Genomic DNA, 25,909 nt, shown 5'->3' on the forward strand with positions numbered 1-25,909 from the left:
CATCGTTGTCGCGTTTCGGTTATCTCCCGCACACGGACGAGGACCGAGAGGAGATGTTGCGGACGCTCGGCATTGAGCGCGTCGAGGAGTTGTTCAGTGATATCCCGCCTTCCATTCGGCTGACCTCCGCGCTCGACCTGCCCAGGCCCATGCCTGAACTTGAACTCGGCAAGCACATGGAGCGGCTTGCGGCGCAAAATCGGCACCTGGGCCAACTCGTGTCTTTCCTCGGGGCAGGTGCCTACGAGCACTACCAACCGAGCGTCGTGGATGCCATCGTCTCCAGATCCGAATTCTACACGTCCTACACGCCGTACCAACCTGAGATGAGTCAGGGCTTGCTCCAGACCATCTTCGAATACCAGACGATGATCGCGGAACTGACGGGAACGGACGTCGCCAATGCGAGCATGTACGACGGCGTGACTGCCCTCGCCGAGGCGGCACTCGTCGCGTGTCAGCACACCCGGCGGGAAAGGGTCGTGGTGTCCGCGACGCTGCATCCTGAAGCTCGCAGGGTGCTTCAGACCTATGCCAACGGCCAGACCATCCGGCTTCAAGAGGTTCCGCACCGCGACGGCCGCGTGGACATGGAGTCGCTCGAGGCGTCGGTTGACGGGGAGACAGCGTGTGTCTGCGTGCAGTATCCGAACTTTTTCGGCGCCATCGAGGATCTGCGCGCGATTGCCGAGATCGCACACGCCCGGGGAGCGCTCCTCGTGGTACAGACGTACCCCATTGCGCTCGGACTCCTCGAGGCGCCCGGCGCGATGGGGGCGGATATTGTCGTCGCGGAGGGTCAGCCGCTTGGCATCAGTCTGTCCTACGGAGGACCGTATCTCGGCGTGATGGCCGTCCAGGAGTTCCTCATGCGAAGGATACCGGGGCGCCTGGTTGGCGAGACGACCGATGCCGAGGGGCGGCGCGGATTTGTACTCACGCTCCAGGCGCGTGAGCAGCACATTCGCCGGGAAAAGGCAACCTCAAACATCTGCACAAACCAGTCCCTCTGCGCCATCGCGGCCACGGTCTTCCTGGCCTACATGGGGAAGGAAGGACTGCAGGAACTCGCTCGCCAGAATTACCACAAGGCCCACTATTTCCGCGCCCGGTTGCTCGAGGTCCCCGGGGTGGAGCCGCTGTTTGACGCGCCCTTCTTCAACGAGTTCGCGATTCGCGTATCTCGTCCCGTCTCCGAGGTGCAGCGCGCGATGCTCGATCGCGGCTATCTGTTCGGCTATGACCTCGCGAGGGACGATGGCTCGCTCGAAGGAGGCGTGTTGATCGCGGTCACCGAAATGCGAACCCGCGCAGACATGGACGGGGCTGTCGCCGCCATCAAGGAGGTGCTCGCGCAATGACGATTCAGCGGGAAGGCCTCGAGCCGCTGATCTTTGAGCTAAGCCGCCCGGGGAGACGAGCATTTGAGCTGCCGGAACTCGACGTGCCAGAGGCAGATTTGGCTGAGATTGAGCCGTATGTGCGCCGGGAGCCGGCCCGCTTGCCCGAGGTGAGCGAGGTCGATGTGGTGCGGCACTACACGGCGCTGTCTCAGAAGAATCACGGTGTGGATAGCGGCTTCTATCCGCTCGGGTCGTGCACCATGAAATACAATCCAAAGCGGAACGAGCGTTGGAGCCGGCTGGATGGCTTTGCCCGGCTTCATCCGCTCATGCCGGAGGAGCTCGTGCAGGGTGCGCTCGCCCTGCTATACGAACTGAGCGAACACCTCGCGGTGATCACGGGCATGGATGCGGTCAGCCTGCAACCGGCTGCCGGGGCGCACGGCGAGTGGACGGGGCTCATGATGATCCGCAAGTACCACGTCGATCGCGGCGAGACCTCTCGCGATCAGGTGATTGTTCCGGACTCCGCGCATGGCACGAATCCAGCCAGCGTGAGCATGGCGGGGCTGCGCGCCGTCACCCTTCCGTCTCGGCCCGATGGTCGCGTAGACCTGGAGGCGCTGCGCCAGGCGGTGAGCGAGCGCACGGCCGCGCTCATGTTGACCAATCCGAACACGCTCGGGCTATTCGAGCGCGATATCGTCGAGATCGCGCGCATCGTGCACGATGCTGGTGGCCTTCTGTATTACGACGGCGCCAACATGAACGCCATCTTGGGCTACGCGCGGCCCGGAGACATGGGCTTTGACGTGGTTCATCTCAATCTTCACAAGACCTTCTCCACGCCGCACGGAGGCGGAGGACCGGGAGCCGGCCCGGTGGGGGTGAAGGCGTTTCTGGAGCCCTACCTTCCGGCGCCTGTCCTGGAGAAGCGAGGCCATCAGTACGCGTGGAACTGGGATCGGCCGAAGTCCATCGGCAAGGTGAAGGGATTCTTCGGCAATTTCGGCGTGCTGGTGCGCGCTTACGCCTACATTCGCACACTCGGCGCCGAAGGGTTGAAGCAGGTGTCGGAGGCGGCCGTGCTGAACGCCAACTATTTGTTACAGCAGTTGAAACCGCATTTCGAGGCGCCCTATGAAGGGCCGTGTAAGCACGAGTTTGTCATTTCAGGCAAGAGGCAAAAGGCCCTCGGCGTCCGCACGCTCGACATGGCGAAGCGCCTCATCGACTTCGGCGTGCATCCGCCGACCATCTACTTCCCGCTCATCGTCGAGGAGGGCATGATGATCGAGCCGACGGAGTCGGAGAGCAAGGAGACGCTGGATCGGTTTGTCGAGATCATGCGCGAAATCGCTCGCGAAGCCGAGCATGAACCAGAGGTCGTGCGCACGGCTCCGCATCGAACGATTGTGGGAAGGCTGGACGAGGTCAAGGCGGCGCGGCAGCCACGGCTGCGTCATCCGTTGGACTGACGCAGTGCGGAGAGGTCGGCCAGATGAGGGGTCTCATTGACGCCGAGCGCGTGAAACGCATCGCCAATGACAGAGATCCGCGTGATGCTCGTGTTATCGATGGTACGAAAGTCGATGCCCATCCACCGAAGGATAGAGCGCACGACGCCCCCGTGGGTGGCCACGAGCACGCGCCCGTGCGGATGCGCGCGCGCAATGTCCTTGAGGCATTGCACCACGCGTTCGGTGGCGTGATCGGGCGGCTCTCGATCCGGCGCCCCGTTCGGGAAACGCCGCAAACTCTCACTGCGGAGCAAGCCCTCGGCTTGGCCGAAATAATGCTCGCGCAGGCACGGCCGCACCGTGATGGGCGCGCCGGTGGTGCGGCTCACGCGCCGCGCGGTGTCGAGCGCCCGCTCGAGATCGCTTGAATAGATGTGGTCGATGTGGACGTTCCGGAGCCAGGCGGCCAACCGGTCGGCCTGTCGCTTGCCGACCTCGTTGAGCGGCACGTCGGTCCATCCCTGAACCCGCCCTTCGACGTTCCAGTCCGTCTCTCCGTGGCGAACGAGCCAGATTTCCATCCTGCGGCCTCCTTCACGACCAGTATAGCAAGGCTTTGCGTGGCTGTGTTACAATGGGAGCGGTTTTCTGGCTGGAACGGTTGGGACAAGGGGGGCGCGCTGTGGCGGATCGCTATATTCTGCTCGTTCATGGGCCGAACCTCAATCGCTTGGGCGTGCGAAAACCGGAGGTGTACGGCCAGCGCACGCTGGCGGACGTGGTGGAGCTGGTCCGAAGCACGGCCCTCCCGTTCGGCTTTGACGTGATCGACCGACAGTCGAACCACGAAGGCGATCTCATCGACTTCTTGCAGCAGTACGGGCCTGGAGCGCACGGCATCATCATCAATCCAGGGGCGTTCGGGCACTACAGTTACGCGCTGCGCGATTGTCTGGAAGATATCGATCGGCCTACGGTTGAGGTACACATTTCCAATGTGCACCGCCGCGAGCCGTTTCGGCACCAACTGGTCCTGAGTGACGTCGTCACGGGCCAGATTGTGGGGCTTGGCCTCGAGGGCTACCGGTTGGCGACGCTCGCTCTCTGCCAGCCGAAGCCGTGAGATGACAAAGTTGGAGGGCTTGACGCATGATTTCAAGCAACGACTTTCGCAACGGGACGACCATTGAGTACGATGGATCGGTCTGGCGCGTGATCGAGTTCATGCACGTGAAACCGGGCAAGGGCTCGGCATTCGTGCGGACGAAGTTGAAGAACGTGAAGACCGGCGCCATTCGAGAGACGACGTTCCGCGCGGGGGAGAAGGTGCCACGGGCGCGGATTGAGACGCGCGAGATGCAGTACTTGTACAACGACGGCGAGAATTACACGTTCATGGACACGGAAACGTACGAGCAGATCAACATTCCGCGCGCTCAGCTGGAGTACGAACTGAACTTCCTGAAGGAGAACATGAACTGTTTTATCGTTCAGTACCAGGGCGAGATCATCGGCATTGATCTGCCCAATACCGTGGAGCTCGAGGTCATCGATACCGAGCCAGGTATCCGCGGTGACACGGCGACGGGCGGCAGCAAGTCCGCGACCGTGGAGACCGGGTACACGCTGCAGGTGCCGTTCTTTATCAACGTGGGCGACAAAGTCGTGATCGACACGCGTTCCGGCGAATACGTGTCGCGCGCGTGAGTCCAAAGGGCGCGGTGAAAAAGCCCGTGCGGCAGGTGGGATTCGCCTCCCGCACGGGCCTTTTCATGCCTTCTTTCGCATGAGGCTGAACACGAGCACCATCAAAAGTAGAAAGATCACCAGGAAGACGACGATCCATCGGACGATCAGAGACAGATCCACCATCGACCCTCCTCGCTCTTCTCCTCATTCAATGCAATCCCTTCACGCGGGGTTCCGACAAACCGGCCATTCGCATACAGGCGCACGCCCGTCCATATACATGGACTAGGGCAGGGGGTGGCCGGTGTGTCCGTGGCGCATTCGAATCCGAGATCGGTCCTGGAGCAAGTGCTCGCCGTGTTGCCCGGCGAGTCGGCGCGGTCGCTCCAAAGCTTGAGGGACGACTTGCTCGATGAACTTGAGGAGATTCGTCTGCGCGCCGGGCAGCCGCTCGAACTGTGCCTGCGTCAGCGCCTCGCCTTTTTGGCAGAAGATGGCGAACTCACGCAGTCACCGCATCGCGGTGTGCGCGTTTCGGCGGACGAATTGGCGCAGGTTGTGCAGCGCCTGACGCAGTTTTCTCGTTACGCCGTGGAGGAAGACATGCGGCACGGATACGTCACCTTGCCGGGCGGACACCGGGTGGGCATTGCGGGCCGCGCCGTGGTGGAAGCGGGGCATGTGCGCGCCTTTCGCCACGTCACTTCGCTCAACGTTCGCATTTCGCGCGATCACCCGGGCGCGGCGGCGTCCGTACTGCCTTTCTTGTACGATCGCGTCTCACGCCGTCCACTGTCGTCGCTCATCGTATCGCCGCCGCAGTGCGGCAAGACGACGCTCGTACGCGATGTGGCCCGCCGGTTCAGCTACGGCGACTTCGCGCCTGGCAATCCCGGCTTGAAGGTCGCCGTGATCGACGAGCGCTCGGAGATTGCGGGCAGCGTCGACGGCATCCCGCAATTCGATCTCGGCCCCCGCGCGGACGTCCTCGACGGGTGCCCGAAAGCGGAGGGCATGATGATGGCGATTCGGAGCCTGTCTCCGCACGTCGTGGTCACGGACGAAATCGGCCGAATGGAGGATGCGGAGGCAGTGATGGAGGCGTCGCTCGCAGGCGTCGCGGTGGTGGCGACCGCGCACGCCGCTTCGCTCGACGCGTGGCGCCGCAGGCCGTGGATGGAAAGATTGTTCTCCGCGCGCGCCTTCGACCGGTACATCGTGTTGAGCCGCCGCCATGGACCGGGCACCGTCGAGGCGGTCCTGGACGCAGAGGGGCGACCGCTTCGCTGCGGGGGCGCCGCGGAAAGATGAAGCTGGTGGGCGCTTTGTTGGTGCTATTCGCCTCTACGCTCATCGGATTTCGCGTGGCTCAGGGCTACCGGGATCGGCCGAAGGCGCTCAGGCAGTTGCTTCAGGCGCTCATCGAGCTTCAGAGCGAAGTCGAATACCATGCGACGCCCATTCCGCAGGCGTTGCGCGCGGTCGGCACGCGGCTCGGAGGGTGGTGCGGAGCTTGGCTCGTGGACATGGCGAATGTACTCAGCCGTCCCGCCGACTCCCCCGACATCGCGCTCCAGAACGTCTCGCTTGCCTCGGCGACGAGCGGAACCCTGCGGGATGTGGACGCGGAGCCGTTCCTTCGCTTGTTGCGCTCCATCGCCGTAGCCGATCGCGACCATCTGCAACAGCCCTTTCTCGCGGCGCGCGCAGATCTGGAAGCAGCGATTCAGGCGGCGCAGGACGAAGCGAACCAGGGCGCGCGGCTGTGGACGTACCTGGGTGTGTTGGCCGGGGTGTTCATCGTCCTACTGCTCCTGTGAGCGGGCACGAGGCAATGTGCGCGAAAAGAGGGGATGCGTGATGTCGCCCGAGATTCGGGATCTGTTTCGCATTTTCGCCGTAGGCTTTATCGCCGCCATCTTTCACACCGTATTGAAGCAGAGTGGCAAAGAGGATTTCGCGCACTGGGCCACCCTGGCAGGCTTGGTGGCCGTGTTCGTGATTGTGATTGGGTACGTCGATCACCTGTATCACGAAATCACCAGCGTCTTTCTGCTGCAGTAGGTGACGCCCGTGCACATGGTCCAAATCATCGGCATCGGCCTGACCGCCACGGTGCTCGCAGCGCTTCTGCGACCTCAAATGCCGTCCTTCGCGACGCTGGTGAGCTTGTTCGCGGGCGTCCTGATTCTCCTGTTGTTGGTGCGATCCATCTCGGGCGCGCTGGACACGTTTCAGCAATTGACGACGGCGGCGCACATGAACCACATGTTTCTCCAGACGCTCATCCGCATCCTCGGTATCGCGTACGTCGTGGAGTTCGCGGCGGACATCGCCCGCGACGCTGGCGAGTCTGCGCTCGGCGGGCGGATCGAGCTCGCCGGAAAAATCGGGATTGTGCTTTTGGCGTTGCCCATCTTCAAGGACGTGCTCGACGTGATCGTTCGGATGATTCCGTGAAGGGGCGAGGCTTGTGAGGAACCGATGGCGCCAGATCATTGCGCTGTTCACATCCGTGGTGAGCCTCGTCGCGCTCCCTATTTGCGCGCGGGGCGATTCGGCGAACGGATCGGTGACCCAGTTTTCCGAACAGTCCGCCGAACAAATCCTCCAAAACACGGCGCAGAGCGAGCTCGATCACGTCGACACGCACGCCATTGACGCCTATTGGCACCAACTCGAATCCCAATACGGGGGATTTCTTCCGAAGACCAAAGGTCCGTCACTCATCCAGTCAGTGCTTGAGCACGGCGGTCCGTCCTTTCATGGGATGGTGTCCGGCTTGATGCACTACTTTTTTCAGGAAGTCGCCGACGATCTCGGCCTCTTCGGAGGCATTCTCATTCTTTCTGTGGCCGCGGCACTGCTCCGAATGATGCAGGCGTCCTTTGCCGAAGAGTCCGTGGGCGAAGTGGCCCAAATGGTCGTGTCATTCGTGCTTGCGGCCCTCGTCACGCGGTCGCTCCTGGAAACGTTCGGATCGGCGCGACAGGCCATCGAGTCCATGAATCACTTCATGCTGGCCACCATGCCGGTGTCCATCGCGCTGCTTGCGGGGTCGGGATCGTTCGCGTCGGCGGCGTTTTTTCAGCCCATGCTCATCTTTTGTGTGCATTTCGTCTCGAATGTCGTGTTCCTCGTCGTCTTTCCACTGGTGTTTTTAGCGGCCGTTTTGGAGCTTGCGTCGTCGATGGCCCCACGGTATCCGCTGACACGGCTGGCATCCCTAGCGCGGACAGCTGGACTCGCCGTCTTGAGCTTTGCCCTCGTGGTGTTTGTGGGCGTGACCGCGGTGCAGGGGACAGGGCGTGGAATTGCGGATGGCCTGGCGCTTCGGACGATGAAGTTTGGCGTCGGGACGTTTGTGCCCGTGGTGGGCAAGGCCATCTCCGACGCCGCTGAAACCGTGCTTGGCGCCTCGCTTCTCGTCAAAAACGCGGTCGGGATCGCCGGTCTTGTCGTGATCGCGCTCATCGCGGCGTTTCCGGCGCTGAAAATCCTCGCGGTCTCGGCGATGTATTCGGCGGGAGCGGCCGTGATGCAGCCGGTGGGCGAAACGCCCATCATCGCCTGCCTCGGGGCGCTTGGGAAGACCATACTGCTCGTGTTTGCCTCGGTAGCCACGGTGGCGCTCATGTTCTTCTTCGCCATCTGCATCCTGCTTGCAGCGGCCAACCTGGCGGTGATCACAGCGTGAGCGGGTTGGGAGAGTGGCTGAGGCAGGTGGTGGCGATTGCGTTCATGGGCGGAATCGCGGAGATGATGCTGCCGTCCGGCAGGCTTGTGCGCTATGTCCGGATGGTGGTGGGGGTGGCGCTCTTGGTGGCGTTGTTGAGCCCTATCCTGCCGGCGCTTCGAGGAGGATGGGCAGACAGTGCAGCCAACCGAGCCTCTGACATGCTGTTTGGAAACACCGGCACCACGGCCCCGGCACAGGCAGAAAGCCGGGCTGCCCAAGATTACGCGCAAGCTCTTCATCAGGCGGAGGATCAGGACGCCGCCACGTATCTCGCGGAATGGGCCGAGGCGTCTCTGCCAGAACCCGTCCGTTCGGAGGTGGTCAAGGTGACCGTCGAACACCCCACGAGCACCGATCAGATGGAAGTTACTGTGTGGATCCGGCCAACGGGCCTGGCGGATGCGACGGAGATCCGGCAGATCATCGCGTCTCAACTCGACATCGGGCTGAACCAGGTCGCGGTGGTGGACGAGGGAGACGCGCCTCGATGAATTGGAACCTTCTCCTGAAGCAGCGCGCGCTTGTCGCCTTGGGAGCGCTCGGCGTGGTGTTGTTGGCGTTCAGTTGGTTATGGCCCGCGGCGCGATCGCAGCCCGTCAGTTCAGGGGCGCCGGCCAACACCAGCGGCATGGGCTCGACCTGGCCGTGGAACGCCACAGGCGGCGACGAGGGGCCGCAGGGGCTGGTGTCCGTCGCATCCTACTACGAAAACGAGTTGCAGTCGATGTTGGAAAAACTCCCGGGGGTGAACGCCGTGTCGGTGCTCGTGACCCTCGCGCAAAGCGGACAACTGGCCAGCGGGGGCTCGAGCGGCGTCGGCGTCCTGGGCGTGTTGGTCACGGTGGATGCAGAAAACTTTGTCCAAGCGAAAACAGAAATCGTGGACGCGATTACGAATGTGTTGGACGTGCCCGCATATAAGATTACTGTCGAACCTCAAAAGGGTGACTAGACGGAGATTAGGAGGATGCATGCGATGGTGAAACGGCAGACGGTGTGGTTGTCCACGATGATGGTGCTGAGCCTCATGCTGATTGGCTACTACACGATGAACAATCAGACCAGCACCACATCCACGAACCCGTCGAACGCGACGACGCCCACGGTGACGACCAGTCCCACCAATGCGACGCAGGTCTCAAATCAAACGCAGACGACCACCGGGTCGAGCGTGTCCAGTGCGGACAATTGGTACAACGCGCTCCAGGCTTCCGTGAACAACGAGATCAGCCAGAGAATCTCGAACGACCAGGCAATCATTGCAAACAACAACGCCTCTCAGGCGCAGATCGCCGAGGCACAAAAGCAACTGGGCGAGGAAGAAGCGCTGTACAACAGCTTGCAGCAAGCGACGCAGGCCGTGATCGCGGAGGGATACAAAAACGCTGTCATCGCGCCGGACAAGAACCAGACCACGTTCACGGTGTATGTCGAGACGAATCATCTCTCGAAGGCCGACGCCGTGAAGATCATGAACATCGTGAGTCAGCAGCTGGATACGTCGATCTTCAACATTTCCGTCAAACCGCACGCTTAAACCCAAGCGGTGGTGGGGGCTGCCCCAGGCGCGCAGACGCTGCAGGGGCTGCCCCAAAATTCTTTCCATTGCCACGCCACGAGGGGGCTGGCCCGGATGCCATCGGTATGCGATGGCGCGGGGGCAGCCTCTTCTACGTTCTTCCATTCCCTAGAACGGTAGGCGTCCCTGTGGTATACTCGTGAAGACCTTGTCAGATGGATTTGGAGATCCGGATCGGGGAGAGACGATGGGTTGCTGACGATGGAAGAAATTCGTGAGCTGATTCGCTTGCTGGACGACAGCACGCTGACCGAGTTGGAACTCGAGTTCGAGGACGGGAAGGTGAGATTGGCGAAGCGGGCCGAGATGGTCTCGTACACGGTGCCGCAGGTGACGATGCCTGCCGCTCAGGCCGCACCCGCGCCATCCGCTGCGCAGCCATCGGGGAGCGCGGCTCCCGCGGCGGAGGACCCGGCGCTGCACGTCATCACGTCGCCGATGGTGGGCACATTCTATCGGGCGCCGGCGCCGGATGCGCCTCCCTTCGTGGACGTCGGCTCGCAAGTCGGGCCGAAGACGGTCGTGTGCATCATTGAAGCGATGAAGCTGATGAACGAGATCGAGGCCGAGGTCTCGGGCGAGATCGTCGAGATCTTGGCGGAAAACGGACAGTTGGTGGAGTATGGTCAGCCTCTATTCAAGGTGCGCCGCACCTGACGGGGTGTCCGTTCGAAAACTGACTGGGTGAAGGAGAGCCGTGGATGTTTAAGCGCGTGTTGGTCGCGAATCGCGGCGAGATCGCGGTCCGCGTGATCCGCGCATGCCGCGAACTGGGGATTGAGACGGTGGCCGTCTATTCGACGGCGGATCGCGATGCGCTGCATGTGCGAATGGCGGACGAGGCGTATTGCATTGGGCCAGCGCCCGCCAAGATGAGCTATCTCAACATCCCCAGCGTGATGTCGGTGGCGACGCTGTGTGGGGTCGACGCGGTGCATCCGGGATACGGATTCCTTTCCGAGAACAGCGACTTTGCGGAAGCGTGCGAGGCATGCGGAATCACGTTCATCGGGCCGAGCCCGCGGGCCATTGAGCTCATGGGCGATAAGTCGACAGCGAAGATGACCATGCGCAGGGCTGGTGTGCCGACGGTTCCGGGGAGCGAAGGTCTCGTCGAGTCCTTGGACGAGGCCCTCGCCATCGCGAACGCCATCGGTTACCCCCTGATCATCAAGGCCACCGCGGGAGGCGGCGGCCGCGGTATTCGAGTGGTGCGGGACGAGGCGGAACTCCGGAAGGCGTACGACCAAGCCCGCAGGGAAGCCGAGGCGTCGTTCGGCAATCCGGGCATCTACATCGAAAAGTACATTGAGCGGATGCGCCACGTGGAGATTCAGATCCTCGCGGACCGACACGGCAATGTGATTCACCTAGGAGAACGCGACTGTTCTGTACAGCGCCGCCTTCAGAAGCTTGTCGAAGAGTCGCCATGTCCCGTCATGACGGAAGAGAAGCGGCAGGAGATGGGAGCCGCGGCGGTGCGGGCGGCTCAGGCGGTGGACTACGTGGGCGCCGGCACCGTGGAGTTTATCTACACGCCGGATGGCGATTTCTACTTCATGGAGATGAACACGCGTATTCAGGTCGAACACCCTGTGACCGAATGGGTGACCGGTGTCGATCTCGTCCGCGAGATGATCCTGGCGGCAGCAGGGGAACCTCTCTCGGTCAAGCAGGAGGACATCGTGTTGCGAGGCCACGCCATCGAGTGCCGCATCAACGCGGAGGACCCGTACCGCCAGTTCGCGCCTTCGCCGGGGACCATCCGCTCGTATTTGGCGCCGTCCGGCCCAGGTGTGCGCGTGGATTCCGCCTGCTATCCGGGCTACACCATCCCGCCGTACTACGACTCCATGGTGGCTAAGCTCATTGTGTGGGCGCCGACGCGCGATCAGGCCATCGCCCGGATGTTGTCTGCGCTCAGCGAGTATGAGATCGAAGGGATCCAGACGACCATTCCCTTTCATATGGCGCTCCTCCAGAACGAGCGTTTTCGAAAGGGTGACGTATCGACTCGATTTTTGGAGGAAAATCCAATACTCTAGACGAAGAACGTTAGCATTCCGTTCCATTCTCACGCGGAGCCCGACAAGGGCTGGGGAGGAAGATGGAGATGGCCGACATGGAGTACGAGTTGACTGAGCGCGGTTCGGTGCACATTTCGGATGAAGTCGTGCAGATCATCGCAGGTGTGGCGACGAACGAGGTAGACGGCGTGATCGGCACCAGCGGCTCGCTGGCCGGAGGCATCACCGAGTCCATCACAGGAAGAAAAAATATGGCGAGAGGCGTCAAGGTTCAGTATGACGAGGCGGCGCGCTCGTGCACCATCGACGTCTGGGTGCAACTCCGGTTCGGCGTGAGCATTCCGGAGGTCGGGTACCAGATCCAGGAGCACGTGAAATCGTCCGTCGAGTCGATGACGGGCCTGCGCGTCAACGCCGTGCATGTCCACGTGGTGGGCGTGGCCTTCCAGACGGAAGTGGAGCGCGCACAAGATGCGGATCAGATTGGAGCGGCGCTCCCTGGGGAGGAGCGCTCGACAGGAGGGATTGGATGAATTTCGGCGATCGATTCCTCTTGTTCCTGTTGTCGCTCGTGGGGCTCGTGCTGGGCGTGCTTCTCGCGTTGCTCGGCGCGGGCGTCATCTCGGTCACGTGGGCTGCGAGTGAAGTCACGGTTGAGCCGTGGAACGTCGTGTGCCTCGTGGTGGGCGTGGTTAGCGCGCTGTTGTCCATTCGCTTCCTCTTCTACCGCTCCCGCCGCCGCGGCGCGGGCGGTCCTACCGAGTCCGTCCTGCTGGCGGGCGATCACGGGCAAATTCGCATCTCGTATGAGACCTTGCGTCAGCTGGCGAACCGCCGGGGTTCCCAGTTGAAAGGCGCCGAGTCGTTCGACTCCCGCGTGCGACAGGGACACGACGGCATTCTCATCGCCTGCCGGATGCAGGTGTTGCCCGACATCGACATTGCCGCGCTCAGCCGTGAAGCCCAAGCGGCGGTGAAGGAGTACGTCGAGCGGACGGCCGGCGTCAAAGTGGAACGCGTCATCGTTCACGTCACGGAAATTGCCCCGAACGGGCACGTCGGCAAGGCGTGGAGTGGCGCATGAACGGCCTCGAGAGAGCGTGGTTTTGGTTTCGGAGCCGTCCGCGAAGATATCATGGAGTTGCCGCCGGGATCTTGTTTTGGATCCTGTGGATGATCTTCGGGTTCTGGCGTGTCCTGCTCCTCTTTGTGCTCGCCGCCGTTGGATACGCTGGAGGGCGCGTCTGGGAGGAAAATCAATCCTGGCGCCGCATCCTGGAACGCCTGTTGACAGATCGATAGACGGAGTGAAGCCGATTGACCCGACATGAAGCAAGGGAGTGCGCGCTGCAGGCGCTGTGCGTGCTCGATGTCCAGGGCGATCTCGGCTCTGCGGAAGCGATAGCCTCCGTATTGGCCGAACGCGGCCTGGCTCCCGGGGAAGACGTCTCGTACATCGAGGAACTCGTCGATGGCACGCGTCGGCATCTGAACGAGATTGACGAGTTGCTCGCCCGGCACATGGAGCGCTGGTCGCCCGAGCGCCTCGGGCGCGTCGAGCGGAACGTTTTGCGCCTCGCCACGTACGAATTGCTGTTCGAACCGGAACTGCCCATTGCCAGCGCCATCGATGAGGCCGTGGAGATTGCCAAAACGTTCGCGACGGAGCAATCCGGTCGGTTCGTGAACGGCGTGCTCGCCAAGCTTTTGCCCGCCGTGGCGGACCGGCGACGTGCGGATATCTGCGATGCGGGGCAGGAGAAGCGGACAGCAAGCGCGGCCGAACCGGCGCGGGAGGGCGTCGAAGATGGCGCGTGAAACACCTCTCGTGCTAGGCGTGGATACGAGCAACTATACGACTTCTGTGTGCGCAGTGGACGCCGTCCATGGGCGGATGGTAGCCGAGGCTCGGAGACCGCTGCGCGTGCCGCCCGGAGAACGCGGCCTGCGCCAGAGCGAGGCCGCGTTTCAGCATGTGCAGAACTTCCCCACGGTGATGGCCGAACTGTTGGATCAGCTGATGGCAGAGGGCATCCGGCCCGCGTGGCGCCGCGTCGCTGTCTCCGTGCGGCCAAGGCCGTGGGCGTCCTCGTACATGCCGGTGTTTCAAAGTGGGCTCGCGGTGGCCGCGTCGCTGGCCCAAAGCCTCGGCATTCCGCTCACGCGGACTTCGCATCAGGAAGGCCATCTCGCCGCCGCGGAGTACTTCGCGCCCATGCCTGGCGCCCCATTTGTCGCCGTCCATATGTCGGGCGGCACGTGTGACGTCGTCCTCGCGCGCCGCACACCGTCCGGGTACGCCATCACCCGCCTCGGAGAGGCGCTGGACCTACATCCCGGGCAGTTGGTCGATCGCGTCGGTGTCGCGCTGGGGCTCCCTTTTCCCGCCGGGCCACACCTCGAACAGCTCGCGCGGCGGTGCGGTACCTCCCCGGGTGAATTGGTGCTGAAATCGCCGGTTCGCGGCGCGAGCATGAGCTTTTCGGGGCCGCTCACGGCGGCGCTGCGCGCTGTGCAGGCCGGTGCGCCGGCCCACGAGGTGGCGCGTGCTGTCGAGATGTGCATCGCGCGCTCGGTCGCGAAAGCTGTTGAATATGCCATTCGACATACGGGAACCACCCGCCACGTCCTCATCGCGGGCGGCGTAGCGTCGAATCAGTTTATCCAGTCCGCCCTTCGTTCGCGCCTGGAGCGGCGCGTGCCCGGGATCCGCGTGGCCTTTGCTCCATCGGAGTTCGCGAGGGACAACGCGCTCGGCGTGGCGACTATCGGATACTGGCGCGAGCGCGCGCCCTGATTCCTTCTGCAAAAATCTCGAATAGAAAATTGTCGACAAAGCACATGGGCATTGATAGTCTTTTCGGACCTATCTTGCTATAATGGGGCCCGTAGTGTCGTGAACAAAGGAGGTTCTGCGTTGTCGGAGAACGTACAGGTTCAAGAGAATGTCACAGATATGTTGATCATCGGGGGTGGCCCGACCGGCCTTTTCGCGGCGTTTTACGCGGGATTGCGCAATTGTTCTTGTAAAATTATTGATAGTTTACCGCAATTGGGCGGACAACTTGCCATGCTGTACCCCGAAAAGTACATTTACGACGTCGCTGGATTTCCGAAAATTCGCGCGCGCGATCTCGTCGATCAGCTGATCGAGCAGGCGATGACGTTCAAGCCGGGTGTCCATTTGAACGAGTCCGTCGAGCGGCTCGTCAAGCGCGAAGATGGGCTGTTTGAACTGCATACCAATCAGTCGGTGCACGTGGGCAAGGCGGTGATCATCTGCGCGGGCATCGGCGCCTTCACGCCGAGGCCGCTTCCGGCGGAGTCCGCCAAGCACTTCGAAGGCCGTGGGGTGGCTTATTACATTGACAAGATCGACCACTATCGCGGCAAGCGGGTGCTCGTCATCGGCGGCGGTGACACGGCTGTGGACTATGCGCTGATGCTCGAGGAGGTCGCTGAGTCGGTCACGCTCATCCATCGCCGAGACGGCTTCAGAGCGCATGAGGACAGCGTCCGGAAACTGTTCGAGTCCCGCGTGCACGTGAAGACGTTCTATGAGTTGGTGGATGTGCAAGGGGGAAATTGGGTCGAAAAGGCCGTGATCGTCAACAACCAGACCAAGCAACAGGAAGAGCTCGAAGTCGACGCCATCGTGAGCGGGCTCGGGTTTCACGCTTCGCTTGGCCCCATCAAGGAGTGGGGACTTGAGATTGAGAAGAACGACATTGTCGTCAATTCCAAGATGGAAACTAACATTCCGGGTGTGTATGCGGCGGGAGATGTCGTCACCTATCCGGGCAAGCTGAAGCTTATCGCGACGGGCTTCGGCGAAGCGCCGACAGCGGTCAACAACGCAAAGACCTACATCGACCCGAAAGCGAAGCTGTTCCCGGGTCACAGCACGAGCATGACGAACCTGGGTCATTGAGGATGGCGGACAGGCTGTTCGGCTCCGCGGAGCGGACAGCCTGTCGCTTTCTGTCTTGTGGATGGAGGCATGGGGTAGGATGGCGCAGCGGTTGGACGGGAAACGAGCGGCTGAGCGAGTACAGGAAGAGCTCCGGCGGCGCGTTGAAGAGTTCGCGTCGCGCGGCGTCTTGCCGAAGCTCGTCATGCTGGTCTCCGAGGCGGACGAGGTATCGCTCGGGCACGTGCGGCGAAAGGCTCGCTTCGCACGTGAAGCGGGGCTTATCGCCGAAATCCGCACGTTCCAAACGGCCGAGGGACCCGAGGCCCTGCGTTCGGCGATTGAGCGCTTGAACGAGGACGACGAGGTGGACGCCATCTTGGTCCAACTTCCGCTTCCGGCAGGGTGGGACGAGAGGGAGATCCTGAGGCATGTACACCCAGAGAAGGACGTGGACGGGCTTCATCCCGAGAACCTGGGTCGGATGGCATATGGCCACCCTCGCGTTTGGCCTTGCACGGCGCGGGGCGTCGGGGAACTTCTGCTTCAGCACAAGATTGGCGTGCGCGGCAAGGTAGCGTGCGTGATTGGCCGCAGTCCGCTGGTGGGATGGCCCATTGCCCAGTGGTTCATGGCGCACGGCGCGACCGTGGTACAATGTCATCGGCAGACGCGGTCCGTGGCGCTGTGGACGCGGCAGGCGGACATCGTCGTGAGCGCGGCAGGCGCACCGGGGCTCGTTCGGGCAGAGGAGGTCCAACCGGGCGCGGTCGTGATCGACGTGGGGCTCACGTACACCGCGGACGGCCTACGAGGGGATGTCGATCCCGGTGTTTGGGAGCGCGCCTCGTGGTTCACACCGGTTCCGGGCGGCGTGGGTCCCATGACGGTTGCGATGGTGGCTCAGAACGCTGTCGATCTATGCGCCATGCGGCGAGGAGGAGAACGAGGATGAACGCGCTGACGCGACCGGCGGCCGAGGCGGAAGCGGTGCTCACTGTCACCGAACTCAATCGGCGCATCAAGGAGCGTTTGGAGTCGGATCCGAGACTCATCCAGTGTCGCGTGGTCGGGGAGATCTCGAATTTCAAACACCACCCAAGTGGCCACATGTATTTTACGCTCAAGGACGAGACGAGCCGGATCCGAGCGGTCATGTTCAGCAGCCGGAACCGCCGTCTCCAATTCCAGCCTGAAGATGGGATGCGGGTGATCGCATTCGGCTCCGTGGGCGTCTTCGAGCGGGATGGCCAGTATCAGCTCTATGTAGAGGATCTTGAGCCCGATGGATTGGGCGCCCTGTACGTCCGCTACGAACAGCTTCGACAGCGGCTCGCCCAAGAGGGGTTGTTTGCTCCGGAGCGGAAGCGGCCTCTCCCTCGGTTTCCACTGCGCGTGGGGGTCGTTACCAGTCCCACGGGCGCGGTGATTCGAGATATTTGCACGACCATCGAACGACGGTATCCGCTCGCTCGGGTCATCCTCGCGCCGGCGCAGGTGCAGGGCCCTGATGCGGCGCCCACGATTGTACGCGCGCTCGAGGTTTTGTACGCGCTCGAGCCGAGGGTGGACGTGATCATTGTAGGGCGTGGCGGCGGCTCATTGGAGGAGCTTTGGCCGTTCAACGAGGAGATGGTGGTGCGGGCTGTGGCGCGATCGCCCGTGCCCGTGGTCTCAGCTGTCGGGCACGAGACCGACGTGACCTTGTGCGATTTCGCGGCGGACGTCCGAGCCGCGACGCCCACGGCGGCTGCAGAGCTCGTGTGTCCGCACCAAGCCGAGCTCCGGGCGTACTTGGAGCAGGCGTCGGCCAGGGCGCGGAAGGCAGCGTTGGTCAAGGTCAGTTGGGGCCGAGAGCGTCTGTTGGATCTGGCGGGGAGGCCCGCGCTTCGGGACCCGACGCGGATCATTGCGGTGAGACGCCAGCTCGTCGACTACATGGAAACGCGCGTGCGTGAGGCCCAGCGCCGACCCATTGGGTTGCGCCGTCGAGCGCTGGCCGATCTGGAGCGAAGGCTTCAGCGCGTGCCGCTGGGCGGGGCGATTCAGGGCCGCAGGCGAGACCTCATGCGCCTCGAGCACCAGGTGCGTTCGCTTACCGAACGCCAGCTGCTCGTGCAGAGCCGGAAACTCGAGGGCGTCATTGGCAGGCTCGAGGCACTGAATCCGTTGGCCGTGTTACGGCGCGGATACGGCGTGATTCTTGACGAGGATGGGCGATCTGTGCTCACCTCGGCCCAATCGCTCACCCCAGGCAAGCGCATTGGAATTCGAATGCACGACGGCACCGTGGAAGCGGAGGTGAAGGGCCGTGGAGGAGACGCGGGCGGCCGAGTGGAACAGCTCCGATTGGACCTTTGAACAAGCCATGCGGAGGCTGGAGGAAATCGTGCGCCAGCTCGAGGCGGGGGATCTGCCTCTCGACGCATCGATCCGGGCGTACGAGGAGTCGATGCGGCTCGTGAAGTTTTGCCGGGAGCAGCTCGACAAGGCGGAATTTCAGCTCGAAAAGCTCGGTCAGGACTTGGCGGACGAATCGGCATCGCCGTGACCGGCGCTGGCGAATCCGGAGGTGAACGCGTTGCAGACGTATCTCGAGGCGTGCAAGGAAGCGGTCAACGCTTTTCTCGCGCGCCTGTTTCAACCGACGGGCCTTCACGCTCGTCTGAAAGAAGCGATGAACTACAGCCTGATGGCCGACGGCAAGCGGCTGAGACCGGCGCTCGTCATGGCGACGGCCGAGACGTTTGGCGTGCCACGGGATCGGGTCGTCCCCGCGGCTGCCGCGGTTGAGCTCATTCACTGTTATTCCCTGATTCATGATGATCTTCCGTGTATGGACGACGATGATCTTCGGCGGGGGCAGCCGACGAATCACGTGGTGTTTGGCGAAGCCATGGCCCTTTTGGCTGGGGACGCGCTGTTGACCGAGGCGTTTCATTTGTTGGCCCGTCCCTTGGAGGGCGTTCCTGCCGAGCGACAGTTGGCGATGATCCGCACGCTGGCGTCGCGGGCTGGCGTCGACGGCATGGTCGGCGGACAGGCCGTCGACATTGAACGGACGGGTGGCCAAGGGACACTTCAGGATGTTGAATTCATTCATCTCCACAAGACGGCTCGACTGATTCAGGCGTGTGTCGAGATCGGCGGGTATTTCGTGGATCTCGACGAACAGGTGCGCCAGTCGCTTTCGTGTTACGGCGAGTGCCTTGGCCTAGCCTTCCAGATGATCGACGACGTGCTGGACGTGACGGCGTCGACTGCGCAACTCGGCAAAACGGCTGGAAAGGACGCCGAGGAGGGCAAGCTGACCTATCCGCGCTTCGTCGGCGTGGAGAAGACGCGCCAGATGGCGCGGGACGTCATTCGCCGCGGCGAGCAAGCGTTGGCGGAGGTCGGGGTGCGGTCGGAACCGCTACGAGCGCTTCAGGCGCTCATCGTCGAACGGGATCGTTGACGGCCGCTCGCACTGGGATGGACGGGGCGCCAGCGTCTCCCTCTGCGGAGGCCGCGGGCTCTGTGGTATAATGACGACGGATGGACTCCGACGAAACGTCCCTGCGGGTGGCGCAGTATTCTAGTCAACCGTCCGCGCCTGAAGACGGGGCTAAAAATCCGTCAAAGGGCACATCGATGAAGTTCCTGGTGTGGGCTTGGGGCGCCCAGCCCTGGGCTCATGCTGGGAGTTAAGAAGGTTGGGCAGCCCGCAATGGCATGCGGGACGCGACCCAGCCTTCGCGGAGGCCCAAGTTCGTAGCCAGAACGTTGGTTTTTGCTATGGCTTGGGGGATGAACCTGCATGCGGAGGCAATCTGTGTGCAGCGTAGCCTGCCTTGAGTGGTACTGAAGGATCCCAGGAATTCAGGTGGTCGGCCGCGGCCACGGCGCGACCACCGGTGCTGGGTGAAATCCGTACTGCAAAAGAGGCTAGGGCGCGGGAGCGGTTGTCGCGGAAAACGCCTAGACTGTTCGCCACGAGGCGAGGCTCCCTGAGGATTATAGTGTGGACTAAGTGGTAATCCAGTCTGGCTGTCGGCGACGCGGCCAAGGCGCTCTGAAAGGGAAACCGCCGGGACGGCGACGTCTCGGTGAGCGCCTGGGAAAACCTACTGGACCTAAGCCACAGCGTTTACTCAGGGAGTTGCCACCCGGGCATCGATACATACAGGAGTGGCGCCGCCGCAGTCCTGCGGCGCGCCGAGGGAGCGCGCGTGAGAAAGACGACTTCGAAAACTGCAAATTACGCCTTTGCGCTGACCATTGCCGCACTGACCTTGCCCATCAGTGCGGTTTTCGATACCTCGACGATTTTTCTCAATGCGGCGCGCTGGTACGTGGGTGCGTCCATTGTCGTCGTGATCGTCCTGGTGGGTGCGCTGTTCGATATGCTCGGCATGGCGGCCGCGGCGGCGCGGGAGACCCCGTTTCACGCCATGGCGGCGGAGCGGGTGTTTGGCGCTCGCCGTGCCATTGTCATCGTGCGCAACGCGGAGAAGGTGTCGAGCGTGTGCAGCGACGTCATCGGCGACATCGCCGGCGTCCTGAGTGGCGCCGGCGCGCTGGCGGTGAGCGTGCAGGTCATCCAGGCGATTCAGGCGCACGGATGGGCCCCGGAGGCGCTTCGCATTGGCATCACCGCGGTCATCACCTCGCTCACCGTGGGAGGCAAGGCCATCGGAAAGACCATCGCCATTCACTCCCCGACGCCCATCATCCTGTTCGCCGCCCGCGTGTGGGAATCGTTCGCCATGCTCTTCGGCCGGCGAGATCCGTCGCGTAGGCGGAGAACTCGGCGCCGGGATCGGGGGCGGGAGCGATGAACAAGACGAGGCTGGATCTCCTGTTGGTGGCGAGGGGGCTGTATGCGAGCCGCGAAGCTGCGAGGCGAGCCATCATGGCTGGGCTTGTGCGCGTGGACGGCGTGCGCGCCGACAAGCCGGGCTTCAAGGTCGCGGACAGCGCGCACGTCGAGGTGGAGCGGCCCAACCGAGAATACGCGTCGCGCGGTGGGTTGAAACTGGAGGGCGCGCTCGATACCTTCGGCATCGAGGTGAACGGTCGCATCGCCATCGACGTCGGTGCGTCGACGGGCGGGTTCACCGACTGCCTGTTGCAGCGGGGTGCCCGGTTGGTCTACGCGGTCGACGTGGGCTACGGTCAGCTCGCGTGGCGGCTGCGCCAGGACGAACGAGTGCGCGTGATGGAGCGCACCAACTTTCGCTACGTCGACGCGGCACAATTCGACCCTCGTCCGGATCTGGCCGTGATGGACGTGTCCTTCATTTCCATTCGCCTGTTGTTCCCCAAGTTGTCCGAGGTATGCCTCCCTGACGCCGACATCGTTTCGCTGATCAAGCCCCAGTTCGAGGCCGGGCGGGAACGGGTCGGCAAAGGCGGCATCGTGCGCGATCCGGAGGTTCATCGGGCCGTGCTCCTGGACATCCTGAAGAGTATCGAGTCTAGGGGTTGGTGTTGTCGAGGGCTCACGTATTCACCCATCACGGGCGGAGATGGCAACCTCGAGTTTCTCGGCTGGTTCCGCATGCACCCGGATCCGGACGAGACCAGGCGGTGGATGACGGAGAGCCATCGGGTTGTCGAGGCCGCATGGGCCCGCCTGAAGAGCGGCACCGACCCGAGCGGGGGCACGGCATGATTTCCTCACTTGCGCTGGTATGCGCCCTGGCGGCGATGGCGCTTTGGCTGAGATCGCTCGCGGCGCCGCTTTGGCGTCGGGACGAACAGACTCCCGTGGAAGGTCTCAAGACCATGGGGCGGCGATGGCTCGAGGCGAACGGCTACGAGCTTCTCAAGGGGAGCGAAGGTGTCACCCACGTGACCCGGATGGCATCCGGCCAATGGTCCGGATCTCTACGCCCAGACTTCATTGCGCGCAAAGAAGGGCGGGAGTATGCTGTTTTTGTTCGCACGGAGCCGGTCTCCGAACAGGAGTTGCATGAGCGGTATGCGTTGGTCGCCTTGCTGCATGGAGCGAGCGGCGTGATCGTCATCGATGTGATGCAGGAGTCCGTCCAGACCGCGGTGTACGAGTGGAATCGCCCGCGCCACGTCCGGCGCAAAGAAGCGGTTCATCGCGTTCTTTGGGCGCTTGGTGGCGCGCTCGTGGCGCTCATCGCGTGGAAGCACGGCTGAGGATGGGGGAGGACGTTGCGCCAAATAGGCCTGTTGTACAATGTGCACAAGGAGGCAGCGTGTTCGGTTCGGACCGACATTTGTCGGCAGTTGGAACGAACGGGGATTCGCGTGGTCGATGTGCCCATCGATCACGACACCGCGATTGTCGAGACGCACCCGGAGCTGAAATCGTGTGAGCTCGTCATCGTGCTCGGTGGAGACGGCACGTTGCTCGGCGTGGCCCGCCAGTTGTCGCCTTTTCATGTCCCGATGTTTGGTGTAAACATCGGCCACCTCGGGTTTTTGACGGAGTCGGAACCTTCGCAACTGGAGATCGCGCTCGAGCGGATCGTGGCGGGCGAATACAACCTCGAGACTCGCCTGATGCTCGAGGCGTTCGTATATCGGGATCTCCAGGAAATTGCGCGCTTCACGGCGCTCAACGACGTCGGGGTGGGCAAGGGCTCATTTGCGCGCATGGTGACGCTCGACGTCCACGTGGATGATGTTTACGTCGACACGTACACGGGCGACGGCATGATCGTCGCGACGCCCACCGGATCCACTGCGTACTCGCTGTCCTGCGGCGGTCCCATCGTAAGTCCGCATCTGCAGGTGATGGTTCTGACACCCGTATGTCCGCACACGCTGTTTTCGAGGCCGTGCGTGATCGACGCGTCCTCATGGGTGCGGCTCTCCGTGCACGCGCGGCACGGCGATGTGGAGCTTGCAGTCGACGGACAGGAGGGCATGCGGCTTCTTGCTGGAGACGAGGTACTGGTTCGGAAGGCTCCATTCCAAGCGACGCTCGTGAGATTGCCGGACCGCGAGTTTTTTGGCGTACTGCGAAGCAAGCTTCACGGAGATCCATCCTCGACCTGAGGGGGCGCGAGGACATGCTGCAGGAGTTGTACGTGCGCCACTTCGTGCTGATTGACGAATTGCGGCTTCAACTCGATCGCGGCCTGCACGTCCTAACGGGTGAGACAGGGGCGGGTAAGTCGCTCGTCCTGGACGCCACCCGCGCCATCTTAGGCGGGCGGGTTCCGAGCCCCATTCCGCCGGACGGCTCGCCGGCTGTGGTTGAAGCGGTATTCGACATCCAGGCGAACGAGTCGGCGGAGCGGCTCCTTTCGTCGTGGGGCATCGATCACAGCGGCGAGATCGTGGTCTCCCGGACATTTCATTCGAGCGGTCGGGCGCAAAACCGTGTCAACGGCCGATCCGTCACGGTGCAGATGCTCCGCGAGCTAGGGGATACGTTAGTTGAACTCCAAGATCAGCACGAATCCATCGCCCTCATGACGCCGTCGTATCAGCGCCGCCTGCTCGATCTCTATGGTCAGCATGAGGAGCTCGCAGCCTCTTGCGCCGAAGCCTATCGCGCGTGGCAGGACGCGTTGCGTCAGTGGCGCCAGGCTCAGGTGTCGGAGCGGGAGCGCGCGCAGCAGATGGATCTGTATGCGCTCCAGGTTCGTGAACTCGAGGAAGCCCGGCTTCGCCCCGGTGAAGAGGACGCATTGCGCGCCGAGCGGGACCGCCTGAAGCGCGCGCATCAGATCGCCGAGTCGTTGGTGCAGATGGCCGCGTTGCTCGACGACGGGAAGACCGGGGCCATTGCGAGGCTTCAAGAAGCGGAACGCATGGCCGAGGCGCTGGCCTCGTCGAGCGATCGGGCGGAGGAGATCGCGAAGTTGCTCGAGACGGCTCGCGTTCACGCGGAGGAAGCGTCGTTTACCCTTCACCGGTTCTTGTCTCGCGCGGCGCACGATCCCGCCCGCCTCGACGAAATTGAGGAGCGTCTGGCGCTCATCCGTAGGCTGTCGCGCAAATACGGCGCGACCACTGAGGAGATGCTCGCCCACTTGGAACGCGCGCGAGCCCAACTCGACGCTTGGTCGAAGCACGAAGAGCGCATCGCGGAACTTGAGGCTGAGGTGGAGCGCCGTGAAGCCGCGTACCGCGACATCGCGGAGCGCCTTCACAAGGCGAGGGTTCGCGCGGCGAGGTCGCTCGGAGCCGCGATTTCCAGTTCGCTCGCTCGGCTTTCCATGGCGCATGCGGAATGCGAGATCGAAGTGCGTCCGCGCGTTGACGCGCCGAGCGAACATGGCTGGGACGAGATTCGTTTTCTGTTTCGCGCAAATCCGGGACAACCTCTGATGACGTTACAGAAAGTTGCATCTGGTGGCGAGCTTTCGCGCATGCTACTCGCAGTCAAGGTCGTGATCGCCAACCTCGAACGCACGGACACGTTGATCTTCGACGAGATCGATCAGGGCGTGAGCGGAGAAGCGGCGCTGCGCGTGGCGGAGATGCTGCGCGAACTCGGGCGAGAGAAACAGGTGCTGTGTGTCACCCATTCTCCGCAGGTAGCCGCCGCGGGACACGTGCACTATCTTGTCGCCAAAGCATCGGACGCCGAGCGCGCCATCTCCCGTGTGACGCGATTGGACGACGGTGGTCGCATCGAGGAGATCGCCAGGCTTCTCGGTTCGGATTTGTCCGATGCGACCGCCCGGATGCACGCGCGCGCGCTTTTGGAAAGCTTCCGAAGCCAGTCCACGTGACGGCGGTTCGGGGAGCTTTTTGCGGTCATACGACCACCCGCCGGGGGCACCTTAGATGCACGCAAGACGAGGTGTTACTCACGGGAAGGGGGATGCACCATGGCGGGTTGGCTGCGCGCGCTCAAAGTCGCCGTCCTCGTGGCTGCCACAGCGCTTCTCTGGATTCCGCCGGTTCGCCAGCTGGTGGAACTGCCCACATCAGTCGAAATGTCCACGGACGACGAGATAGCCCTCCAGTCGTTTCATCCCTTCTCCATGCACGCGTGGGTCCGGCCGGTCGATCCACCGGGAGCCGTCACAGTGACCGCGGATGCGGGAGATTTCGACGTGACGGATCGCATCTTCGGCTTCATTCCATGGCGCACACGGGTTCATGTGGAGCCTGCCGAACGGGTCATCGTGGGAGGACAGGCGGTGGGCATCCGCTTGCTTTCCGAGGGGCCTATGGTGATTGGGTACCGGCGGGCGACGCAAGGGATTAGCCTCGCCGAGGCGCATCACATCGAGGTGGGCGATGTCATTCTTTCGGTCGACGGGGTGCCCGTGCACACGGCAAAGGACCTGCAGGCGGCACTTCGGGACAAGCGCGCGCCATTTCGGCTACTTGTAGCGAGGGGCGACAAGCTGCGTGAAATCGAGATCCGGGACGTGCACGGTGTGCCGGAACTCGGAGTCTATGTGCGCGACAAGGCCGTCGGCGTGGGGACCCTGACCTTTTACGATCCGGCCACCGGCCGGTTCGCAGCGTTGGGGCACCTTGTCACCGACGCGGACACGGGTCAGCCGATTCAAGGGCACGGCTCGGTGTATCCAGCCGCCATCTTGGGCATTCAGGCCGGCAAAGCCGGGCAGCCCGGCGAGAAAAAGGGCGTGTTCCGCGGGGTGAACCGGGAGGTCGGCGAGATCGACGAAAACACGCCGTACGGCGTGTTCGGGCGCATGGACGCCTCCTTCGCGACGCGCACGTCTCCACTGCCTGGGCCCATTCCTGTGGCACTGCCGGGACAGGTGCACCCAGGGCCGGCCGTTCTTTACACGGTGCTCCACGGCGAGAAGATCGAGGCGTTTCAGGTGGTCATCGAGCATACGGCTCGACAAATGAGTCCGTCGACCAAGAGCATGATCATCCGCGTCGTCGATCCAAGGCTTCTTCAGGCCGCCGGCGGCATTGTCCAGGGCATGAGCGGGAGCCCCATCGTACAGGACGGGAGGCTGGTGGGCGCCGTTACGCACGTGTTCGTGTCCGATCCCGTCCGCGGTTATGGCGTGTACGCGTACTGGATGCTTCATCCCCATCAGCACGAACTCACCTTTGCGCCGACTGCTGCCGAGCGAGCGCAAGCGGCGTGACCAACAAGGGCCACCGAGCGCGTGGCCCTTGTCGCTTTTTGTCGAAAAAGGTGACATAAAGGCGAAATTTTTTACATAGTTTTGACAGGAGTCTCGGGCTTCACGTC

The 25,909-nt window shown here is 62.8% G+C and carries 31 protein-coding genes; 30 read left to right on the plus strand and 1 reads right to left on the minus strand.

Annotated elements, in window-relative coordinates; all coding sequences use genetic code 11:
- Positions 1-5: 5 nt before the first annotated feature.
- Both gcvPA and gcvPB read left to right on the plus strand, forming a co-directional pair.
- Positions 6-1,361 carry an aminomethyl-transferring glycine dehydrogenase subunit GcvPA gene (gene gcvPA, locus AC27E8_RS00645; RefSeq protein WP_487097888.1) on the plus strand — a complete coding sequence of 452 codons (1,356 nt, stop codon included), beginning with the start codon at positions 6-8 and terminating at the stop codon, positions 1,359-1,361.
- Positions 1,358-2,821 (plus strand): aminomethyl-transferring glycine dehydrogenase subunit GcvPB, encoded by a 1,464-nt coding sequence (gcvPB, locus tag AC27E8_RS00650; protein ID WP_487097887.1) that lies wholly within the window; start codon positions 1,358-1,360, stop codon positions 2,819-2,821. The genes gcvPA and gcvPB overlap by 4 nt, the downstream gene beginning before the upstream one ends.
- Here the strand turns inward: gcvPB and AC27E8_RS00655 are convergent.
- Positions 2,806-3,384 (minus strand): histidine phosphatase family protein, encoded by a 579-nt coding sequence (locus tag AC27E8_RS00655; protein ID WP_014464489.1) that lies wholly within the window; start codon positions 3,382-3,384, stop codon positions 2,806-2,808. The genes gcvPB and AC27E8_RS00655 overlap by 16 nt on opposite strands.
- 101 nt (positions 3,385-3,485) lie before the next feature.
- Here AC27E8_RS00655 and aroQ point away from each other — a divergent pair, with 101 nt between their 5' ends.
- From aroQ to spoIVB, 28 genes are all read left to right on the plus strand, one after another.
- Positions 3,486-3,926, plus strand: coding sequence for a type II 3-dehydroquinate dehydratase (gene aroQ / locus AC27E8_RS00660; RefSeq protein ID WP_041695196.1), 441 nt, complete (start codon positions 3,486-3,488; stop codon positions 3,924-3,926).
- A 26-nt stretch (positions 3,927-3,952) separates the two neighbouring features.
- Positions 3,953-4,510: an elongation factor P gene (gene efp, locus AC27E8_RS00665; protein WP_012811098.1), complete on the plus strand. Its 558-nt coding sequence runs from the start codon at positions 3,953-3,955 to the stop codon at positions 4,508-4,510.
- Positions 4,511-4,798: 288 nt separating this feature from the next.
- The gene (gene spoIIIAA, locus AC27E8_RS00670) at positions 4,799-5,803 is read left to right on the plus strand and encodes a stage III sporulation protein AA (RefSeq protein WP_487097886.1); all 1,005 of its coding nucleotides are present in this window, start codon (positions 4,799-4,801) and stop codon (positions 5,801-5,803) included.
- On the plus strand, positions 5,800-6,312 hold the full coding sequence (locus AC27E8_RS00675; protein WP_487097885.1) for a stage III sporulation protein AB: 513 nt from the start codon (positions 5,800-5,802) through the stop codon (positions 6,310-6,312). The genes spoIIIAA and AC27E8_RS00675 overlap by 4 nt, the downstream gene beginning before the upstream one ends.
- A gap of 40 nt (positions 6,313-6,352) precedes the next feature.
- The gene (spoIIIAC, locus tag AC27E8_RS00680) at positions 6,353-6,556 is read left to right on the plus strand and encodes a stage III sporulation protein AC (protein WP_012811095.1); all 204 of its coding nucleotides are present in this window, start codon (positions 6,353-6,355) and stop codon (positions 6,554-6,556) included.
- A gap of 15 nt (positions 6,557-6,571) precedes the next feature.
- Positions 6,572-6,952 (plus strand): stage III sporulation protein AD, encoded by a 381-nt coding sequence (spoIIIAD, locus tag AC27E8_RS00685; protein WP_487097926.1) that lies wholly within the window; start codon positions 6,572-6,574, stop codon positions 6,950-6,952.
- Positions 6,953-6,965: 13 nt separating this feature from the next.
- A complete protein-coding gene (gene spoIIIAE, locus AC27E8_RS00690; RefSeq protein WP_487097884.1) occupies positions 6,966-8,189 on the plus strand; it encodes a stage III sporulation protein AE in 1,224 nt (407 codons plus the stop codon).
- Positions 8,186-8,722 carry a stage III sporulation protein AF gene (locus AC27E8_RS00695; protein ID WP_487097883.1) on the plus strand — a complete coding sequence of 179 codons (537 nt, stop codon included), beginning with the start codon at positions 8,186-8,188 and terminating at the stop codon, positions 8,720-8,722. The genes spoIIIAE and AC27E8_RS00695 overlap by 4 nt, the downstream gene beginning before the upstream one ends.
- Positions 8,719-9,183 (plus strand): hypothetical protein, encoded by a 465-nt coding sequence (locus AC27E8_RS00700; protein ID WP_487097882.1) that lies wholly within the window; start codon positions 8,719-8,721, stop codon positions 9,181-9,183. Before AC27E8_RS00695 ends, AC27E8_RS00700 begins: the two co-directional genes overlap by 4 nt.
- A 24-nt stretch (positions 9,184-9,207) precedes the next feature.
- Positions 9,208-9,768, plus strand: coding sequence for a SpoIIIAH-like family protein (locus tag AC27E8_RS00705; protein WP_041695194.1), 561 nt, complete (start codon positions 9,208-9,210; stop codon positions 9,766-9,768).
- 234 nt (positions 9,769-10,002) lie between these two features.
- The gene (gene accB, locus AC27E8_RS00710; protein ID WP_487097880.1) at positions 10,003-10,467 is read left to right on the plus strand and encodes an acetyl-CoA carboxylase biotin carboxyl carrier protein; all 465 of its coding nucleotides are present in this window, start codon (positions 10,003-10,005) and stop codon (positions 10,465-10,467) included.
- Positions 10,468-10,511: 44 nt separating this feature from the next.
- Positions 10,512-11,855 carry an acetyl-CoA carboxylase biotin carboxylase subunit gene (accC, locus tag AC27E8_RS00715; RefSeq protein ID WP_487097878.1) on the plus strand — a complete coding sequence of 448 codons (1,344 nt, stop codon included), beginning with the start codon at positions 10,512-10,514 and terminating at the stop codon, positions 11,853-11,855.
- 68 nt (positions 11,856-11,923) lie between these two features.
- Positions 11,924-12,370, plus strand: a complete 447-nt coding sequence (locus AC27E8_RS00720; protein WP_487097877.1) for an Asp23/Gls24 family envelope stress response protein — start codon at positions 11,924-11,926, stop codon at positions 12,368-12,370.
- Positions 12,367-12,921 carry an alkaline shock response membrane anchor protein AmaP gene (gene amaP, locus AC27E8_RS00725; RefSeq protein WP_487097876.1) on the plus strand — a complete coding sequence of 185 codons (555 nt, stop codon included), beginning with the start codon at positions 12,367-12,369 and terminating at the stop codon, positions 12,919-12,921. The genes AC27E8_RS00720 and amaP overlap by 4 nt, the downstream gene beginning before the upstream one ends.
- Positions 12,918-13,139 carry a DUF2273 domain-containing protein gene (locus tag AC27E8_RS00730; protein ID WP_014464475.1) on the plus strand — a complete coding sequence of 74 codons (222 nt, stop codon included), beginning with the start codon at positions 12,918-12,920 and terminating at the stop codon, positions 13,137-13,139. The genes amaP and AC27E8_RS00730 overlap by 4 nt, the downstream gene beginning before the upstream one ends.
- 15 nt (positions 13,140-13,154) lie before the next feature.
- Complete coding sequence (gene nusB / locus AC27E8_RS00735; protein ID WP_487097875.1) at positions 13,155-13,655, plus strand: transcription antitermination factor NusB; 501 nt, start codon at positions 13,155-13,157, stop codon at positions 13,653-13,655.
- Entirely contained in the window at positions 13,645-14,634 is a 990-nt protein-coding gene (locus AC27E8_RS00740; RefSeq protein WP_487097873.1) for a Kae1-like domain-containing protein, read from the plus strand. Before nusB ends, AC27E8_RS00740 begins: the two co-directional genes overlap by 11 nt.
- A gap of 120 nt (positions 14,635-14,754) precedes the next feature.
- Positions 14,755-15,768: an NAD(P)/FAD-dependent oxidoreductase gene (locus AC27E8_RS00745; RefSeq protein ID WP_041695191.1), complete on the plus strand. Its 1,014-nt coding sequence runs from the start codon at positions 14,755-14,757 to the stop codon at positions 15,766-15,768.
- 79 nt (positions 15,769-15,847) lie between these two features.
- Positions 15,848-16,702, plus strand: coding sequence for a bifunctional 5,10-methylenetetrahydrofolate dehydrogenase/5,10-methenyltetrahydrofolate cyclohydrolase (locus tag AC27E8_RS00750; RefSeq protein WP_487097872.1), 855 nt, complete (start codon positions 15,848-15,850; stop codon positions 16,700-16,702).
- On the plus strand, positions 16,699-18,108 hold the full coding sequence (xseA, locus tag AC27E8_RS00755) for an exodeoxyribonuclease VII large subunit (RefSeq protein ID WP_487097870.1): 1,410 nt from the start codon (positions 16,699-16,701) through the stop codon (positions 18,106-18,108). Before AC27E8_RS00750 ends, xseA begins: the two co-directional genes overlap by 4 nt.
- Complete coding sequence (gene xseB / locus AC27E8_RS00760) at positions 18,059-18,298, plus strand: exodeoxyribonuclease VII small subunit (RefSeq protein ID WP_487097868.1); 240 nt, start codon at positions 18,059-18,061, stop codon at positions 18,296-18,298. The genes xseA and xseB overlap by 50 nt, the downstream gene beginning before the upstream one ends.
- Positions 18,299-18,319: 21 nt before the next feature.
- The gene (locus AC27E8_RS00765) at positions 18,320-19,204 is read left to right on the plus strand and encodes a polyprenyl synthetase family protein (protein WP_487097866.1); all 885 of its coding nucleotides are present in this window, start codon (positions 18,320-18,322) and stop codon (positions 19,202-19,204) included.
- A gap of 754 nt (positions 19,205-19,958) precedes the next feature.
- Positions 19,959-20,567 (plus strand): hypothetical protein, encoded by a 609-nt coding sequence (locus AC27E8_RS00770; protein WP_487097864.1) that lies wholly within the window; start codon positions 19,959-19,961, stop codon positions 20,565-20,567.
- A complete protein-coding gene (locus AC27E8_RS00775) occupies positions 20,564-21,403 on the plus strand; it encodes a TlyA family RNA methyltransferase (protein WP_487097863.1) in 840 nt (279 codons plus the stop codon). The genes AC27E8_RS00770 and AC27E8_RS00775 overlap by 4 nt, the downstream gene beginning before the upstream one ends.
- Positions 21,400-21,900, plus strand: a complete 501-nt coding sequence (locus AC27E8_RS00780) for a hypothetical protein (RefSeq protein WP_487097861.1) — start codon at positions 21,400-21,402, stop codon at positions 21,898-21,900. Before AC27E8_RS00775 ends, AC27E8_RS00780 begins: the two co-directional genes overlap by 4 nt.
- A 15-nt stretch (positions 21,901-21,915) precedes the next feature.
- Positions 21,916-22,764 (plus strand): NAD(+)/NADH kinase, encoded by an 849-nt coding sequence (locus tag AC27E8_RS00785; protein WP_041695189.1) that lies wholly within the window; start codon positions 21,916-21,918, stop codon positions 22,762-22,764.
- A gap of 14 nt (positions 22,765-22,778) precedes the next feature.
- Positions 22,779-24,452: a DNA repair protein RecN gene (gene recN / locus AC27E8_RS00790; RefSeq protein ID WP_487097859.1), complete on the plus strand. Its 1,674-nt coding sequence runs from the start codon at positions 22,779-22,781 to the stop codon at positions 24,450-24,452.
- Between the two features lie 99 nt (positions 24,453-24,551).
- The gene (gene spoIVB / locus AC27E8_RS00795; RefSeq protein WP_487097857.1) at positions 24,552-25,802 is read left to right on the plus strand and encodes a SpoIVB peptidase; all 1,251 of its coding nucleotides are present in this window, start codon (positions 24,552-24,554) and stop codon (positions 25,800-25,802) included.
- Positions 25,803-25,909: the final 107 nt, after the last annotated feature.

Source organism: Alicyclobacillus sp. CIJ1, from assembly GCF_057538885.1.

Bases quoted from the DNA above. Each gene is read 5' to 3' on its own strand.
- gcvPB (WP_487097887.1), top strand. From the start codon at position 1,358: ATGACGATTCAGCGGGAAGGCCTCGAGCCGCTGATCTTTGAGCTAAGC.
- AC27E8_RS00655 (WP_014464489.1), bottom strand. From the start codon at position 3,384: ATGGAAATCTGGCTCGTTCGCCACGGAGAGACGGACTGGAACGTCGAA.
- efp (WP_012811098.1), top strand. From the start codon at position 3,953: ATGATTTCAAGCAACGACTTTCGCAACGGGACGACCATTGAGTACGAT.
- AC27E8_RS00675 (WP_487097885.1), top strand. From the start codon at position 5,800: ATGAAGCTGGTGGGCGCTTTGTTGGTGCTATTCGCCTCTACGCTCATC.
- spoIIIAC (WP_012811095.1), top strand. From the start codon at position 6,353: ATGTCGCCCGAGATTCGGGATCTGTTTCGCATTTTCGCCGTAGGCTTT.
- spoIIIAD (WP_487097926.1), top strand. From the start codon at position 6,572: ATGGTCCAAATCATCGGCATCGGCCTGACCGCCACGGTGCTCGCAGCG.
- AC27E8_RS00700 (WP_487097882.1), top strand. From the start codon at position 8,719: ATGAATTGGAACCTTCTCCTGAAGCAGCGCGCGCTTGTCGCCTTGGGA.
- AC27E8_RS00705 (WP_041695194.1), top strand. From the start codon at position 9,208: ATGGTGAAACGGCAGACGGTGTGGTTGTCCACGATGATGGTGCTGAGC.
- accC (WP_487097878.1), top strand. From the start codon at position 10,512: ATGTTTAAGCGCGTGTTGGTCGCGAATCGCGGCGAGATCGCGGTCCGC.
- AC27E8_RS00720 (WP_487097877.1), top strand. From the start codon at position 11,924: ATGGCCGACATGGAGTACGAGTTGACTGAGCGCGGTTCGGTGCACATT.
- amaP (WP_487097876.1), top strand. From the start codon at position 12,367: ATGAATTTCGGCGATCGATTCCTCTTGTTCCTGTTGTCGCTCGTGGGG.
- AC27E8_RS00730 (WP_014464475.1), top strand. From the start codon at position 12,918: ATGAACGGCCTCGAGAGAGCGTGGTTTTGGTTTCGGAGCCGTCCGCGA.
- AC27E8_RS00740 (WP_487097873.1), top strand. From the start codon at position 13,645: ATGGCGCGTGAAACACCTCTCGTGCTAGGCGTGGATACGAGCAACTAT.
- AC27E8_RS00750 (WP_487097872.1), top strand. From the start codon at position 15,848: ATGGCGCAGCGGTTGGACGGGAAACGAGCGGCTGAGCGAGTACAGGAA.
- xseA (WP_487097870.1), top strand. From the start codon at position 16,699: ATGAACGCGCTGACGCGACCGGCGGCCGAGGCGGAAGCGGTGCTCACT.
- AC27E8_RS00775 (WP_487097863.1), top strand. From the start codon at position 20,564: ATGAACAAGACGAGGCTGGATCTCCTGTTGGTGGCGAGGGGGCTGTAT.
- AC27E8_RS00780 (WP_487097861.1), top strand. From the start codon at position 21,400: ATGATTTCCTCACTTGCGCTGGTATGCGCCCTGGCGGCGATGGCGCTT.
- recN (WP_487097859.1), top strand. From the start codon at position 22,779: ATGCTGCAGGAGTTGTACGTGCGCCACTTCGTGCTGATTGACGAATTG.
- spoIVB (WP_487097857.1), top strand. From the start codon at position 24,552: ATGGCGGGTTGGCTGCGCGCGCTCAAAGTCGCCGTCCTCGTGGCTGCC.